This window comes from Verrucomicrobiia bacterium (genome assembly GCA_019634625.1).
In the GTDB taxonomy this organism is placed as follows: Bacteria; Verrucomicrobiota; Verrucomicrobiia; order Limisphaerales; family CAIMTB01; genus CAIMTB01.
The window spans coordinates 1-13140 of the sequence record JAHCBA010000082.1 but is presented as its reverse complement, the minus strand read 5'-3'; the positions used below and the strand labels follow the sequence as shown (position 1 = coordinate 13140).

At 68.3% G+C, this 13140-nt stretch carries 13 protein-coding genes; 5 read left to right on the top strand and 8 right to left on the bottom strand.

Features of this window, described 5'->3' with window-relative positions:
* Positions 1–161, top strand: a 161-nt coding sequence (locus KF833_24170) for a winged helix-turn-helix domain-containing protein (GenBank protein MBX3748414.1), incomplete at its 5' end; no start/stop codon positions are given.
* Between the two features lie 77 nt (positions 162–238).
* Here KF833_24170 and KF833_24165 read toward each other — a convergent pair.
* The 3 genes from KF833_24165 to KF833_24155 all read right to left on the bottom strand — a co-directional run bounded on the left by KF833_24165 (position 239) and on the right by KF833_24155 (position 3858).
* Positions 239–1480 carry a glutamate--cysteine ligase gene (locus KF833_24165; protein ID MBX3748413.1) on the bottom strand — a complete coding sequence of 414 codons (1242 nt, stop codon included), beginning with the start codon at positions 1478–1480 and terminating at the stop codon, positions 239–241.
* On the bottom strand, positions 1480–2955 hold the full coding sequence (locus KF833_24160) for a RimK family protein (GenBank protein MBX3748412.1): 1476 nt from the start codon (positions 2953–2955) through the stop codon (positions 1480–1482). The genes KF833_24165 and KF833_24160 overlap by 1 nt, the downstream gene beginning before the upstream one ends.
* A gap of 171 nt (positions 2956–3126) precedes the next feature.
* Positions 3127–3858: a hypothetical protein gene (locus tag KF833_24155; GenBank protein MBX3748411.1), complete on the bottom strand. Its 732-nt coding sequence runs from the start codon at positions 3856–3858 to the stop codon at positions 3127–3129.
* Between the two features lie 277 nt (positions 3859–4135).
* On the opposite strand from KF833_24155, the gene KF833_24150 reads away from it, so the two are divergent.
* Positions 4136–5539 carry a hypothetical protein gene (locus tag KF833_24150; protein ID MBX3748410.1) on the top strand — a complete coding sequence of 468 codons (1404 nt, stop codon included), beginning with the start codon at positions 4136–4138 and terminating at the stop codon, positions 5537–5539.
* Here the strand turns inward: KF833_24150 and KF833_24145 are convergent.
* Together KF833_24145 and KF833_24140 are read right to left on the bottom strand one after the other, a co-directional pair.
* Entirely contained in the window at positions 5481–6224 is a 744-nt protein-coding gene (locus KF833_24145) for a methyltransferase domain-containing protein (protein MBX3748409.1), read from the bottom strand. The two genes, KF833_24150 and KF833_24145, sit on opposite strands and share 59 nt — an antisense overlap.
* Positions 6221–7477 (bottom strand): BtaA family protein, encoded by a 1257-nt coding sequence (locus KF833_24140; protein MBX3748408.1) that lies wholly within the window; start codon positions 7475–7477, stop codon positions 6221–6223. The genes KF833_24145 and KF833_24140 overlap by 4 nt, the downstream gene beginning before the upstream one ends.
* A 132-nt stretch (positions 7478–7609) precedes the next feature.
* Between KF833_24140 and KF833_24135 the strand changes: the two genes are divergently transcribed.
* On the top strand, positions 7610–8593 hold the full coding sequence (locus tag KF833_24135) for a hypothetical protein (GenBank protein MBX3748407.1): 984 nt from the start codon (positions 7610–7612) through the stop codon (positions 8591–8593).
* A gap of 81 nt (positions 8594–8674) precedes the next feature.
* On the opposite strand, the gene KF833_24130 is transcribed toward KF833_24135, so the two are convergent.
* Both KF833_24130 and KF833_24125 read right to left on the bottom strand, forming a co-directional pair.
* The gene (locus tag KF833_24130; GenBank protein ID MBX3748406.1) at positions 8675–9292 is read right to left on the bottom strand and encodes a superoxide dismutase; all 618 of its coding nucleotides are present in this window, start codon (positions 9290–9292) and stop codon (positions 8675–8677) included.
* A gap of 90 nt (positions 9293–9382) precedes the next feature.
* Positions 9383–10654 carry a class I SAM-dependent RNA methyltransferase gene (locus tag KF833_24125; protein MBX3748405.1) on the bottom strand — a complete coding sequence of 424 codons (1272 nt, stop codon included), beginning with the start codon at positions 10652–10654 and terminating at the stop codon, positions 9383–9385.
* A 44-nt stretch (positions 10655–10698) separates the two neighbouring features.
* Here KF833_24125 and KF833_24120 point away from each other — a divergent pair, with 44 nt between their 5' ends.
* A complete protein-coding gene (locus KF833_24120) occupies positions 10699–11844 on the top strand; it encodes a hypothetical protein (GenBank protein MBX3748404.1) in 1146 nt (381 codons plus the stop codon).
* Positions 11845–11867: 23 nt separating this feature from the next.
* The gene (locus tag KF833_24115) at positions 11868–12620 is read left to right on the top strand and encodes a putative 4-mercaptohistidine N1-methyltransferase (GenBank protein ID MBX3748403.1); all 753 of its coding nucleotides are present in this window, start codon (positions 11868–11870) and stop codon (positions 12618–12620) included.
* Positions 12621–12635: 15 nt separating this feature from the next.
* Here the strand turns inward: KF833_24115 and KF833_24110 are convergent.
* Positions 12636–13140: hypothetical protein (locus tag KF833_24110; GenBank protein MBX3748402.1), on the bottom strand; the 505-nt coding region annotated here is incomplete at its 5' end.

The following is a 13140-nucleotide window of genomic DNA, read 5'->3' as shown; positions in this document are numbered from 1 at the left end:
GCCACATCCTGCGCGACGTGTGGGGACAAGGCCACGAGAATGATACCCATTACCTCCGAGTCTATATCGCTCACTTACGCGAAAAGATCGAAGCCGACCCTTCGCGCCCACAACTCATCGCGACCGAACCAGGCGTGGGGTATCGGCTGCTTGAAGGTTGACGGAGCAAACCCGTGGTCAGAACTGAGAATTTGACAAATCGGGGCCCGAGAATCGGCGGGGGAGTCAAATGTCAAATTCAGAGATCTGACCCCGGGGCTTCCCAGGCGTCGCCGGCGGCGAGGCGGTCGGCGAGTTGCCGATAGACGGCGCGGAGTCGGGAGCGGGAGGGGCGGGGTCCGGTGGCGCGGAGGATGCGCTCGGCCAGGGTGCCCTGTTCGAGGATGCGGTCGATCCAGGGGCGCCAGGGGGCGCCCTGGGTACCGGCGAGGGTAAGGAGGTGCCGCCACAGGTCGCGGACGTTCCAGCGCCTGGCGGGGTCGGCGGAGAAGGCGCGGAGGATGGCAGGTTGGCTGACGCGGGCCCGGGCGCCGATCCGTGTGGCCCGGCGGAGCAGGTCGGCGAGGTCGTCGGTGGACGCGCGACGCTGGGCGGCGGCCGGGGAGAGGGAGTGGTCGGTGAGGAGTCGGAGGACGGCGACGATGGCCTGGAGGATGGCGAGGTCGGCGGCGGGACATTCCTGGATGTCGAGGACGCGGATCTCGATGGTGCCGCGGTCGAACCGGGCGATGGCGCCGCGGGCATTGGCCCATTCGTGGTGGAGGACGCCTTCGGGATCGTGGGGGGCGAGGTCGCGGTAGATCTGCTCGAGGATGCGACGCCGGTAGGCGGCGGGGGAGGGGATGGATTCGGGAACGACCTGGCCCGAGACCGAGGGGATGCGGGCGCAATTGCGGCGGTACTCGGCGAGGCGCTGGTCGAGGTTGGGGGCGGGCCGGCCCTCGATGAACGGGGAACTGGCGGCCAGGGCGGGCAGGAGCGGAAGGAGGAGCCGGATGGCGGTGTGGAGCCGTTCGAATTCGGAGTCGTCGGCGAAGGGGAGGTTGAGGTGGGTGGACTGGAGGTTGGTCCAGCCGTGGCCGCGGCAGTCGAAGATGCGGTCGAAGGCCCGGTAGATTTCCCCGCATTCGTGGGGCCAGAGGCGGCTTTCGCGGTGGGGATCCATCCACGGGTGCATGGCGGTGGGGAGGAGGCGGGCCCCATCTCGGGCGAGCAGATCGTTGATGTGGCGCACCTCGGCCTGGAAGGCGCGGTCGAGACCTTCGAGGCGGGTGGCGGGCTGGCCGGTCTTGAGTTCGATGAGGTGGAGGGCGAGTTCGTTGGACCAGGCGAGGGGCCCGCGGGTGACGCCGTCTTCGACGGTGCCGCCGGCGTGGCGGATGAGGCGGTCGGCCCAGGGGCGCACCCGGAGGGTGCGGGCATCGACGATCATGTATTCGAGTTCGACCCCGAAGCGCTCGAAGAGCGGGAAGGAGGGCATCAGTCGTCCCTCCGTCCCTCGCGTTGGGAGTCGAGGCGTTTGAGGAAGACTTCCATGACGCGGTCGTAGAGGGAGCGGCGGAGCATCTTGTCCTCGACGCCGGCATCGATGCTGGGGTTGTCGTTGATCTCGATGACGCGGCATTGGCCGGCGGCGACCTTGAGGTCCACGCCGTAGAAGCCGTTGCCGATGAGATTGGCGGCGCGGAGGGCGGTCTGGACGACGCGCTGGGGGGCCATCTCGATGGGGAGGGTTTCGAAGTCGCCGAGGTGATCGTCGCCGCTGGCCGCGTTGTTGTAGATCTGCCAGTGGTTGCGGGCCATGAAGTATTTGCAGGCGTAGAGGGGGCGCCGGTCGATGATGCCGATGCGCCAGTCGAAGTCGGTGCGGAGGAATTCCTGGGCGATGAGGAGGTCGGACATTTCGAGGAGTTCCTCGACGCGGGCCTGGTATTCGGCTTCGGATTCGACCTTGATCACCCCCTGGGAGAAGGAGGAGTCGGGCTGCTTGAGGATGATGGGCAGGCCGAGGGCGGTGCGGACTTCGTCGATGTTGTCGCGGTGCAGGATGCGGGTTTTCGGGGTGGGGATGCGATGGCGGGCGAGGAGTTCGGCGAGGAAGACCTTGTTGGTGCACTTGACGATGGACTCGGTGTCGTCGATGACGACGAGACCCTCGGCCTCGGCGCGGCGGGCGAAGCGGTAGGTGTGATGATTGACCGCGGTGGTGGCACGGAGGAAGAGGGCGTCGAACTCGGCGACCCGGCCGTAGTCGTCCTTCTCGATCAGTTCGACGGACATGCGGAGGCGCTCGGCGGCTTCGACGAAGCGTTCGATGGCCTTGTCGTCGGAGGGCGACTTCGGGCTGCCGGTTTCGCGGAGGATGGCGAGGTTGTACCGGGGTGGGATGGGACGTTCGGGGAGGGAGCTGGGGCGGCTGAAGTAGTCGCGGGCGAGCTGGAGGACGGTGGGCCAGTGGGTGTCGGGGACCTCGTTGGTCGAGATGGCGCCGAGGCTGCGGATTTCCCAGCCGTCGTCGCCGCGGACGAAGTGGACGCGGAGGAGGGGGACGGGAAAGAGGTTGTAGAGGGCGCGGGCGAGGCGGTCGTAGCGGGACGTGATGTTGCGGGAGAAATAGATGGAGAGTTCGAAGCGGCGCCCCTGGAGGTGGGCGAGGGAATCGTGGACCAGGTCCTCGAGATCGCCGGAGAAGGCGCGGGCCAGGGACTGGAACTTGAGGTCCTGGGTGGTGGCGATCCGGGGCAGGGGTTTGTGGCCGCGGGCCTCGGCGAGGAGGGAGACGTAATAGCCGCCGCTCTGGTAGCGGTAGGAGCGGCAGAGGTTGTACACGCGACCGTTGCGGATGGCGGAGTAGCGCGGGTCGGTCAGGTAGGCCCGGGCGGGCACCACGGAGACTTCAGGGAGATCGAGCGGCCATTGCTCGGGGTCGTCCACGACGCAGAGGATCTGGGGCATGGGAGATCGGGGTTGCCGGGGGTTGGGGAGGCGTTGGAGTCGGGTCCGCGTGGTCCCGGCTGCGTGGCGATTCAGCCGTCGAGAGGGCGGAGCCGGATGGGATCGGTAAACGGTGAGGTCCGGAGACGAGCGCCGCCCTTGGAGCCGGGGGGATTCATCGATGGCCGGCCGTCATGTTGGGGAAGCGGGCGGGCGGATGACTAACAGATTGCCGTCGTAGGTCAATACCCCGAGGAGGATGGCATTGAGGAGCCGGCTCATCGGGACTTCGTAGCAATGGTCGTCGCTGAGGGGGTTGGCGAGGTAGGGGTCGGCCACGAGGACCGTCTGCGTGTCGGCATGCCAGCCATGGAGGACCACGAAGTGGCCGAGGGGTTCGCCGCGGATGTCGTCATCCTCGCCGGTCTCGGGGATTTCCCGGGGCGACCGGTAGAGGAAGGTGGCGCTGAGGCCGGTGAGGATCGGCGTTTCGCGCGTGAGGTAACGCTCGATCAGGGTGCTGGTGACGTCTTCGAACCGCACGTCACCGCCCTGCTCGACGAATTCCAGATAGGCCTGGGTGGCCTCCTGACGTTTGCCGGTCCGGCAGGCGACCTGGCGGCGGAGTTTGTCCTGAAGATCCTGGGGAACCGGGTGAAACCAGGACGGATCGAAGACGCGCAGGTTGCAGGAATAGAGGGTGACCTCGTAGCCGCGCCGGAGGGCATGGGTGCCCAGCATGACGGCCAGGGTGCCGCCGCCCTCGACGGAGGGGATCTCGGCGATCAGCCGGTCCAGTTCGACCGCGTCACCGTAGTAGGCGTAGATCGCCTGCAGGCAGGTGGGGCCGCAGGAGGTGTCGGTGGGTTGCGGCTGAATGGGCACCTGCAGCCGCAGGCGCCGCGGGGGAGGTTTGGCGGACATGGGAATGACAGCCCGGACGCGCAAGGGTCGGTCTCACCGTTGCCGGACATGACATCCGGATAACAGAGGGATGGGGGGAGGAGCAAGGTTGGCGGCGAAACCCGGGGTCAGATCTGTGAATTTGACAAATCGGGTTCCGAGACTCGGAGGGGAAGGCAAATGTCAAATTCAGAGATGTGACCCCGGGACGACGGACCGGGGGATGGTTGGGGACGTGACAGGCGGCGGGGGGGCCGTAGGGTATCGGGACGCTTGCCGAACGCGGGCGAACGAACTCATGACCAAGTCTTCCCGTACCCCTTCGGGCCCGACCGGGCCGGCGGAGGGAGGTTCCAGAATGTGGGTGTGGATTGTGGCGGGCACGGTGGCGGTGCTGGCGCTGGCGGTCTTTTCGTCGCGGCGACCCGCGGCGCCGGCCGGCGCGGAGCCGGCACCGGCGACGGACCGGGGCGGCCGGGCGGAATCCGGTGGCGACCGGGCCTGGGCGGGGGGTCAGGCCGAACCCCACGCCGCACGGTTGCTGAGGTCGCGATCGGGCGGGGTGGGGGTGGTTCCGGAGGCGGTGGTGGCGGACAAGGTGGCGACGTTTGCGCGGGGACGCCGGCAATTGGCGGAGGATTACGCGCGGCACCTGGGGATCGCGGTGCCGCCCCAGGTGGAGGAATTCCTGATGGCGGCGGAAGGCGGCAACTGGGACGAGGTGAAGACGCTGTTCAACACGCTGTCGGCGGAGCGGGAGCGGCGGCGCGGGGAGGCGGAGTTCGAGGCGTTGTGGCCGCTGGTGCGGGAGACCTACGGGGTGTCGCAGGCGGCGCAGTCGTGGCCCGCGGGCGAGTTGCTGAACTACGGGGAATCGCTGCTGGGCTCGTTGCGGCCGGGAACGGTGTATATCGCGGGGACGGACGACGCGCGGTATGTGCCGATGCTGATGGGGGAGACGGGCGGCGGGGACCGTCCGGTGATCCTGCCGCAGAACGCACTGGCGGACGCGAGTCAGCTCGACTACCTGGGCTACCTGCACGGGGGCCGGCTGGCGACGTTGAGCCGGGACGATCTGCAGCAGGTGTTCAGCGAGTTCGTGCAGGCGAACGCGTCCGAAGGGGCGGCGCAGGGAGGCGGGGCGGTGACGATTCCCGGGCCTGCGGCCCTGGCGGGATTGAACGAGAAGCTGGTGCGGTTGTTGATGGAGCGGAATCCGGCGCTGCCGTTCGCGCTGGAGCAATCGGTGGCGATGCCCGGGCTGGCGGCGCAGGCGATGCCCTTGGGGCCGGTTCTGGAACTGCCCGGGCCGGGAACGGCGGCGGTGGGAGTCGAGGCGCGGGCGGCGGGGTCGTTGCAGTTCTGGCAGGACACGGCGCAGCGGTTGCAGGCGGATGCGAGTCTGCCGCCCGATGCGCCGGCGCGGGCGGCCTACGCGCAACTGGCGACCGGGCAGGCGGCGCAACTGGCCCGACAGAACCTGCACGCGGAGTCGGAGCAGGCGTACCGGCTGGCGCGGGACATCGCGCCGGGATCGCCGGACGCGGTGGGGAAGCTGGCGGCGTATCTGGCGGAGCGGGGGCGTCGGGCGGAGGCGTACCAGGTGATCGAGGACTTCTCGATGCTGGAAGACCACTACCGGTTCATGGCGGACGAACTGCGTCGGGCGGTGGACGAAGCGTCGTCCGCGCCCAATCCATGAAGGTGGAGGGGGGCGGCATGTGGGCGGGGCGGGCGGCGGCTCCGGGGTCCGGGGGGACCTTGGGGCGTCCGATGAAGGTGAGGTAGCGCCACAAGCCGGCGCAGGCGTTGCGCGTGCTGTCGTGGTCGGCGATGAAGCGGGTGCGCAGCGCGGGCCCGAGATGCGGTTCCATGCGGACGTGATGGAGGCTCATCCAGCGGCGGAAGGCGGGGACCGGGGAACCGGCGAAGTCCACCACGGCGAGGCAGCCCTCCGGATCGAGGTCGGCCGCGGCGGCGTCGAGAGTGGTTTCCCAGCCCGGATTGATCATGGTGAGGCAGTAGGAGAAGACGATCAGGTCCGGGCGGAGCGGAAGCTGGCCGGGTTGAAGGTAATAGGCGGGGACGAGGGTGATGCGGGATCCGAGGGGGCGAAGTTTGCGCCGGGCCACTGCGAGCATGGCGGGGCTGCCGTCGAGTCCGAGGAGCCTGGCCTGGGGGAAGGCGCTGGCGAGTTGGAGCAGGTTCGTTCCGGTCCCGCAGCCGATCTCGAGGATGCGGGTGGGGCGACAGGTGCTGGCGAGGTGCCGGATCAGGGCACGGCGTCCGAAGAGGAAGGTCCAGCGCGTGGCGTCATAGACGCGGGAATGGAACGCATAGTAGCGGCGGAGGGCGCGGGCGTTGTCGGATTCCCGGTCGGGGGTCACAGGACTTCCGCGAGGTAGAGGCTGCCGTAGGTTCCGACGCGATCGGTCCGATGGAGGGGGTCGGTCCGGTCGGGATGGAACCGCAACCGGTTCACGGCGAATTCAGGGAGGTAGTTGACGCGGGGCGCTGCGGAGCGGAACAGGATGCGGGTACCGGGGCGGCTGTTGGCGAGAATCAGGTGCCATTCCCGGGCGAGGGCATCGGGATCGTGCCAGGCGAGCCAGTCCTGGTGATCCAGCAGGACGTAATGGGAGTAGGGGGCGGGATGATGGGCAAGGAAATCGGACAGGTATCCCGTGTGGGTGTGGATGCGTGAGGCGCGTTGGCGGAGAGGGTTGAAATGGGCGGGCTGGAGGTAGGCTGGCGAGCAGTCGGTGGAGTAGGAGCCGGTGACGTACACGCGCCAGAAGTAATTGTCGCGCATGGGCACGGCGGTGGCGACATGGCGGAGTTTTTCGCGGATGTAGCCGGGCACGCCGTCGGTGCGGTGTTCGACCATGAGGCGGGCCTGGGGGCGGGGCACTCCGAGGAGGGAAAGGGTGAGGGGTTGGCGGACGAGCCAGGCGGTGAAGAGGTTCCAGAAGAGGGGTTCGAGGCGGTCGAAGGCCTCCTGCTGCTCCCCGAGGGAGCCGGCGTGGAGGAGACGTTCGAGGTCGCGCCAGAGGGCGGGCCTGGGGCGGAGGACAAGGGTTCGGAGGAGCCATGCCACGTTGCCGGACGAGCCGTGATAGTAGAAGGAACGTCGGACGGCGCCGCCGTTGAAGTAATGGCGTTTGGCCGACCAGAAGGCGCGGGTGGGGGTGGTCAGGAAGGGAGCCAGTTCGTCGAGGAGGGCGTTGAATCCGGGATGAGCGCCTTCGCCAAAGACGCGGCGGAAGTCGTCGAACCCGCCGCGGGCGATCAGGGCGAGCTTGAGTTCCAGGAGGGCGATCTGACGGGGGTTGACGTCGATGGCGTGGATTTCGGCGGGGTCGTCGAGGAGATAGTCGAGGGCGTTGCAGCCCGCGCTGGCGATCATCACGACGCGGCTCGATGAATCGAGTTCAAGGAGGGCGCGGTCGATGCGGGGATCCTCCCAGCAGGTGTTATAGACGAGGCGATGACGGTGATTGCGGTGGAACAGGTGGTCATGGGTCCAGGCACGCCAGCGCGGGGTCGGGGCCGGGACAGGCGACGAGTCGCGCGACGGGTGACGCGACGGGGCGGGAACAGCCGCGGAAGGCAGCGGCGGCCGGGCGGGCAAGGCGACCATTGGGGACTCACGCTAGGAGGGGGTGCGGGGGCGGGGCAATGGACGTTCTGGTGACGACTCCGCGGCGGCGAGGCATCGAACGCAGAGGAGGGTGGGCTTGCGTGGCGGGGCGGGTTGGCGACTGAATGCGGCATGATGCGTGTGGGCACGACCGGAAGCGTGTGGCGGGGTCGGAATGTCATGCGGGGGTGGCTGGCCGGGTTGGCGGGCGTCGTGGCGGGGGGGGCGATCGGGGGCATGACCGGGACGCCGGCGGGGGCGGCCGAGCACTGGCGGGTTCCGGGCGAGTGGATCGAGGCGCGGATGGATCGGGAGAGGCGGGAGGTGACGTTGCGGTTTCGGGACCGGACGTTGCTGGTGTACGGGATCCGGCGGGAAGGCGCCGGGCCGGGGGTGGTGGCGCTGCACACGTTGCGGGGCGAGAACGTGCTGGAGGGCGGGTTGGGCTGGGGTTGGGAAGGCGGCCGGGTGCCGGGTGCAGCATGGGAGGCGGACGCGCCGACGATCGAGGTGTCCAGGGACGAGGACGGACCGCCGCGGGCCACGGTGCGGGAGACCCTGCGTTGGCGCGTGGGGGAGGGGGCGTTGGCGTTGGAGGTGCGGGAGTCGAGGACGCTGGGGGTGACGGTTGAGCCGGGATGGGAGGAGGTTCGGGTGGACTGGGAATCGAGGGTGGAGGCTGCGGGGGACGGGGCGATGAAGTCCGGGCGGAGTTGGGGGTTGGCCGGGGACTGGGCGGGGTTCGAGGGGTGGGGATTCGATGCGTCGGAGAAGTCGTGGGATCTGGCGGCGGGGACCAAGAATTGGGACTCGGAGTGGGTGGCGGTGGCGTCGCGACTGGGCGGACGCGAGGCGATGGTGGTGCATGCCGTGGCGGTGCGGGGGGAGGAGGGGAAGAGGGCGCGATGGAGGGTGGCCGGAGTTGGAGGGGGCGGGGTGAGGGTGGAGTGTGGGGTGGAGGGGCGGGGACCGGGATGGTGGAGTCGCTACCGGGTGCTGGTGTATCCGGCGCACCAGAACGCGGCGTTTGTGGCGGAGCGATTGGGCGTCGAGGGTGGGGGCGATGGCGTCGAGGGAGGGGGCGATGGCGTCGAGGAGGGGGATGAGGCGCCATGAAAAACCCCTCGTCCCTGGGGGCCGGGGGCGAGGGGTTGGAAGGGGGCGGGGCCTATTCCTGGAGCCGGTGCGAAGCCGGGTTCAGGCGTGTTTGGCGACCTCGGCCCAGTTGACGACGTTCCACCAGGCCTTGAGGTAGTCGGCGCGTTTGTTCTGGTATTTGAGGTAGTAGGCGTGTTCCCAGACATCGCAGCCGAGGATGGGTTTGCCGGCGCAACCGGCGATGGCCTGGCCCATGAGGGGATTGTCCTGGTTGGCGGTGCTGGCGATTTCGAGTTTGCCCGCGGCGTTGCGCAGGAGCCAGACCCAGCCGCTCCCGAAGCGGCCGAGGCCGGCGGCTTCGAACCTGGCCTTGAAGTCGTCGAAGCTCCCGAAGGTGGCGGCGATTTCGTCGGCGAGGCCGCCGGAGGGGGCGCCACCGGAGCCGGGCCCCATGGTCCGCCAGAAGAAGGTGTGGTTCCAGTGACCGCCGCCATTGTTGCGGACGGGACCACGGATGGCGTCGGGGACGGAGGCGAGATCGGCGATGAGGGCGTCGAGGGACTTGGCCTCGAGGGCGGGCTGGCCGGCGAGGGCCTTGTTGAGGTTGTCCACGTAGGCCTTGTGATGGCGCCCGTGGTGGATTTCCATGGTGGCCGCGTCGATGACGGGTTCGAGGGCGTTGGGGCCGTAAGGAAGAGGAGCGAGTTCGTGTGCCATACCAGTGATCAGTTGATTCCCTGTTGAGATGGCCGGGGCCGTGAGGGCGTCCGGCGACGAGGGGGCATTGTAGCGGGGCGCACCGCAGGCTCAAGCACCGCGGCGGAGGCTGGCGATGCACTCGACGTGCTGGGTCTGGGGGAACATGTCGAGCGGGGTGACCTGTTCGAGGCGGTAGCAGCCGTCGGCGCAGAGAAGTTTGAGGTCGCGAGCGAGGGTGGCGGGGTGGCAGGAGACGTAGATCACCTGGGCCGGAAGGGTCTCGCGGAGGGCGCGGAGGAAGGGAGGCGCGCAGCCGACGCGCGGGGGATCGATGATGACGGCGGTGTGGTCCGGGGGGAAACGCTGGAGCAGGGCGGGGATCCATTCCTCGGCGGGGCCGGCGATGAAGTCGCCGTTGGTGGCGCCGCGGAGTTCGAGATTGCGGCGGGCGGCCTTGATGGCGGACTTGTCGATCTCCACGCCGGTGAAGCGCTCGACCACGCCTGCACATTCGAGGGCGAAGAAGCCGACGCCGCAGTAGGCGTCGATGAGATAACGGATGCCGGCGGCGCGGAGACGCTGGCGGACGGTTTCGACGAGGTTGGGGAGGAGATGGAAATTGTTCTGGAAGAAGGAATCCGGCGGGACTTCCCAGCCGTCGGGGGCGAGGCGGAGGGTGACCTTGATGCCGCCCTTGGGCGGGGGGTGGGCGCGGACCTGGGTGAGTTGCTCGTTGAGGGCGGGTTCGGCGATGGGACAGGACGGGACATCCACGACGAGGCGGTTGTCGGCGCGGATGAAGCCGACGACGAGACGTTGGTTGGGTTTGTCCCACTGGCTGCGGACCATGATGCGGTTGCGGTAACCGTAGGGGACGGGGCAGGGGACAACGGGATCGATGGGGGCGTCGTGGAAGCCGCCGAGGCGATCGAGGAGTTCGGTGACCTGGCGCTGTTTGAGGCGCAGTTGGGCGTCGTAGCGGAGGTGCTGGTACTGGCAGCCGCCGCATTCCCCGAAGAGGGAACAGGCGGGGTTGACGCGGTCCGGCGACGGATCGAGGACCTGGATGAGGCGGGCGCGGGCGAAGTGCTTTTTGACCTCGACGAGTTCGGCTTCGATGCGATCGCCGGGGGCGGTGAAGGGAATGAAGACCACGAAGCCTTCGGTGCGGGCCACGCCGTCGCCGCCGTAGGCGAGACTTTCCACCGCGAGTTGGAGGCGGTCGCCGGGTTGGTGGGCCACGTCGCTGAGCATGTCGGAGGGGCCGGGCTTACCATGAATCCACCCGGGTCTCCAAGCGCGGGGCCTGTGAAATTCGGGTTTTGCGGGGTGCGGAGACGGCGCTACTGTGCCGGCCTTCGGCGGAGGGCCGCCGGGCATCCGAACGCATCCGAGTCACCTCCATCACCCGCCATTTCCGTTCCATGGACAAGTTCCGCACCTTTCCGCCGTTCAGCCTGACGCGCCTGTTGAAGACCACCTTTGCACCGAAGGGCGGGGAGCGTGTGGCGGTCCTGATCGATCTGCCCGACCCTCGGGGGGTGGTTGGGTTTGCGTTCCTGAAGGATGAGTCGCTGACGATCCAGGGCCACGCCCACCGGGTGTTCTACGAAGGGTTGCGGCAGGGGGTGTTGCAGGAGCTGGGGCTCGAGGGCGGCGACCTCTATGCGTACCAGATCACGGGCGGGAGCAATCTGGATCTTCCCGATCGATGCGTCGCTCCGGACGGGCGCGAACTGAGTCTCGAACGGGATGTCTATCCCCGCTATCAGATCATCCTGTGCATCTCGACCTATTCGGCGACGGCGCCGCTGACGGCCTTCGCCAGGCGGTACGGATTTCGGGGGGCCACCCTGCACGGGCTCAATGAGATCATCCTTCGGACGGGGTTGGCCGTGGACTACGACGAGGTCAGCGTCCAGGCCGAGAAGCTGCGCCTCGGGATGACCCGGGCCGACGGTTTTGAAATCGACTTCGAGGTGGCTGGGCGTCTCCTGACCTTGCGGATCGCCACCGGGCGGCAGGAGGCGCAGAAGAGCCACGGACTTTGCCGCGGCGATGTCCCCGACGTCGCCAACCTGCCCGCCGGCGAAGTGTATTTCGTTCCCACCGGGGCCGAGGGGGAATTCCCCATGCGCTACGAGGATGGCACGGTGGGGGTGATGGAGGTGCGCGACGGCAGGATTCAACGGGCGCTGCCGCTGCTCGGCAACCCCGCCACAGTCGAGGCGCACAACGCCAAGCTGGCCTCCGACCCGGTGACCGGGGAGATCGGTGAACTCGGGTTCGGGACGCAGGATCTGCCGCCGTCGGGGCGTGACATCCAGGATGAAAAGGTGCTCGGCACGGTCCATGTCGCGACCGGGCGCAGCGATCATCTGGGGGGGCATTTGACGCCCGACAAGTTCGCACGGGCCGGCAATGCGACCCACGACGACATTCTCTTCGCGCCGCACAAGACGCCCGAGATCCGGGTGGCCGAGGTTCGGATGGACCGGGACGGTCGCCGGACCGTGGTGCTGGAGAACTATCAGCCGGCGGCGTATCTTCGGCAGCTTCTGGCCGCCTGAATTCCGAAGTTTTCCTGAGTCGCGTGACGCCCTATTACGAGAGCGACCGGGCGGTTGCCGAGTATCTGCTGTTTCATTACGGCGACGACGGCGTGATACTGCCGTGGTCGTTCGGGCCCCGTGACGCGCTGGGATTTCCGGTGCGATGCGTTCGCGACTGCGTGCTGACGGAACGGCTTGGCCCGACGGCCCGGGCCCTGGATCTGGGATGCGCGGTGGGGCGGTCCGCCTTTGAACTGGCGCGACACTGCGGTTCGGTCACGGCGGTGGATCTGTCGTCGCGGTTCGTCGAGGCGGCGCGGCGCCTGCAGCGGGACGGCATGCTGGAGTACCCGGTCCAGGTGGAGGGCGAGGTGACCGTGAAGGCAATAGCGAGGGTTCCGGATGGCGTGGATGCCGGAAGGGTGCGGTTCGGGGTGGGCGATGCGCTGGCGTTGGGGCCGGATCACGGCGATTACGATGTCGTGCTGGCGGCCAACCTGCTGGATCGGGTGCCGCGTCCGCGCGCCCTGCTTGAAGGGTTCGCAAGGCTGGTGAAGACGGGAGGGCAGTTGGTGCTTACGTCGCCGTACACCTGGCTTGAAGAGTACACCCCTGCCCAGGAATGGCTGGCTCGGGACGGGCAACGCGCTTCCGAGCGATTGGCGGAAGACCTGCCGGGATTCCAGCGAGTCCGTCGGCTCGATCTCCCGTTTCTGATCCGCGAGCACGCGCGGAAGTACCAGTGGAGCGTGGCCGAGGCGACGGTGTGGATGCGTCAGGATCCGGGGCGCTGACTTGTTTGAAGCGACCTACCCCACTGCATCCACTCGCAGATCGCGCAACACGGTCAACCCCGGGATTGGGGCGCCATGAATGACCCGCGCGCCGCTCTTGCGCCTCTTGCCGAATTTGTCCCGGTGCCGTTCCCACATCCGGTCCACGAACTCCTTCGATCCCAGGAACACACCGTCCGTCATGTGCCGGATCCGCAACCGCAGGATCTGGCCCAGCGGCAGTTGACCGCCCCGCGCCAGTTCCGCCCGGATGGCCTCCGGGTCCAGCACCCGCTTGTCACTTCGTCCTGACGTCCCGCCAATCACGTAAAGCGCCAGGCGATATTCTGCTGACGCCGCGCTCCAGTCGGCTGCGCCCAGAAAGCCCATGATTCCGCGGCGGATGACCTTGTCGCCGGTGAGGGCGGCGGCGTAGCCGCAGAAGCGGTAGTCCTTGGGATCGTTGACCAGGCCGGCACGGACGGGGTTGAGGTCGATGTAGGCGGCGATGGCGCGGAGGGTGCTGGGACAGTCCTCCACC

Excerpts from the sequence above, each read along its gene's own strand:
- KF833_24125 (MBX3748405.1), bottom strand. The coding sequence starts at position 10,654 with ATGCCCGGCGGCCCTCCGCCGAAGGCCGGCACAGTAGCGCCGTCTCCG.
- KF833_24165 (MBX3748413.1), bottom strand. The coding sequence starts at position 1,480 with ATGCCCTCCTTCCCGCTCTTCGAGCGCTTCGGGGTCGAACTCGAATAC.
- KF833_24135 (MBX3748407.1), top strand. The coding sequence starts at position 7,610 with ATGATGCGTGTGGGCACGACCGGAAGCGTGTGGCGGGGTCGGAATGTC.
- KF833_24120 (MBX3748404.1), top strand. The coding sequence starts at position 10,699 with ATGGACAAGTTCCGCACCTTTCCGCCGTTCAGCCTGACGCGCCTGTTG.
- KF833_24160 (MBX3748412.1), bottom strand. The coding sequence starts at position 2,955 with ATGCCCCAGATCCTCTGCGTCGTGGACGACCCCGAGCAATGGCCGCTC.
- KF833_24140 (MBX3748408.1), bottom strand. The coding sequence starts at position 7,477 with ATGGTCGCCTTGCCCGCCCGGCCGCCGCTGCCTTCCGCGGCTGTTCCC.
- KF833_24155 (MBX3748411.1), bottom strand. The coding sequence starts at position 3,858 with ATGTCCGCCAAACCTCCCCCGCGGCGCCTGCGGCTGCAGGTGCCCATT.
- KF833_24130 (MBX3748406.1), bottom strand. The coding sequence starts at position 9,292 with ATGGCACACGAACTCGCTCCTCTTCCTTACGGCCCCAACGCCCTCGAA.
- KF833_24150 (MBX3748410.1), top strand. The coding sequence starts at position 4,136 with ATGACCAAGTCTTCCCGTACCCCTTCGGGCCCGACCGGGCCGGCGGAG.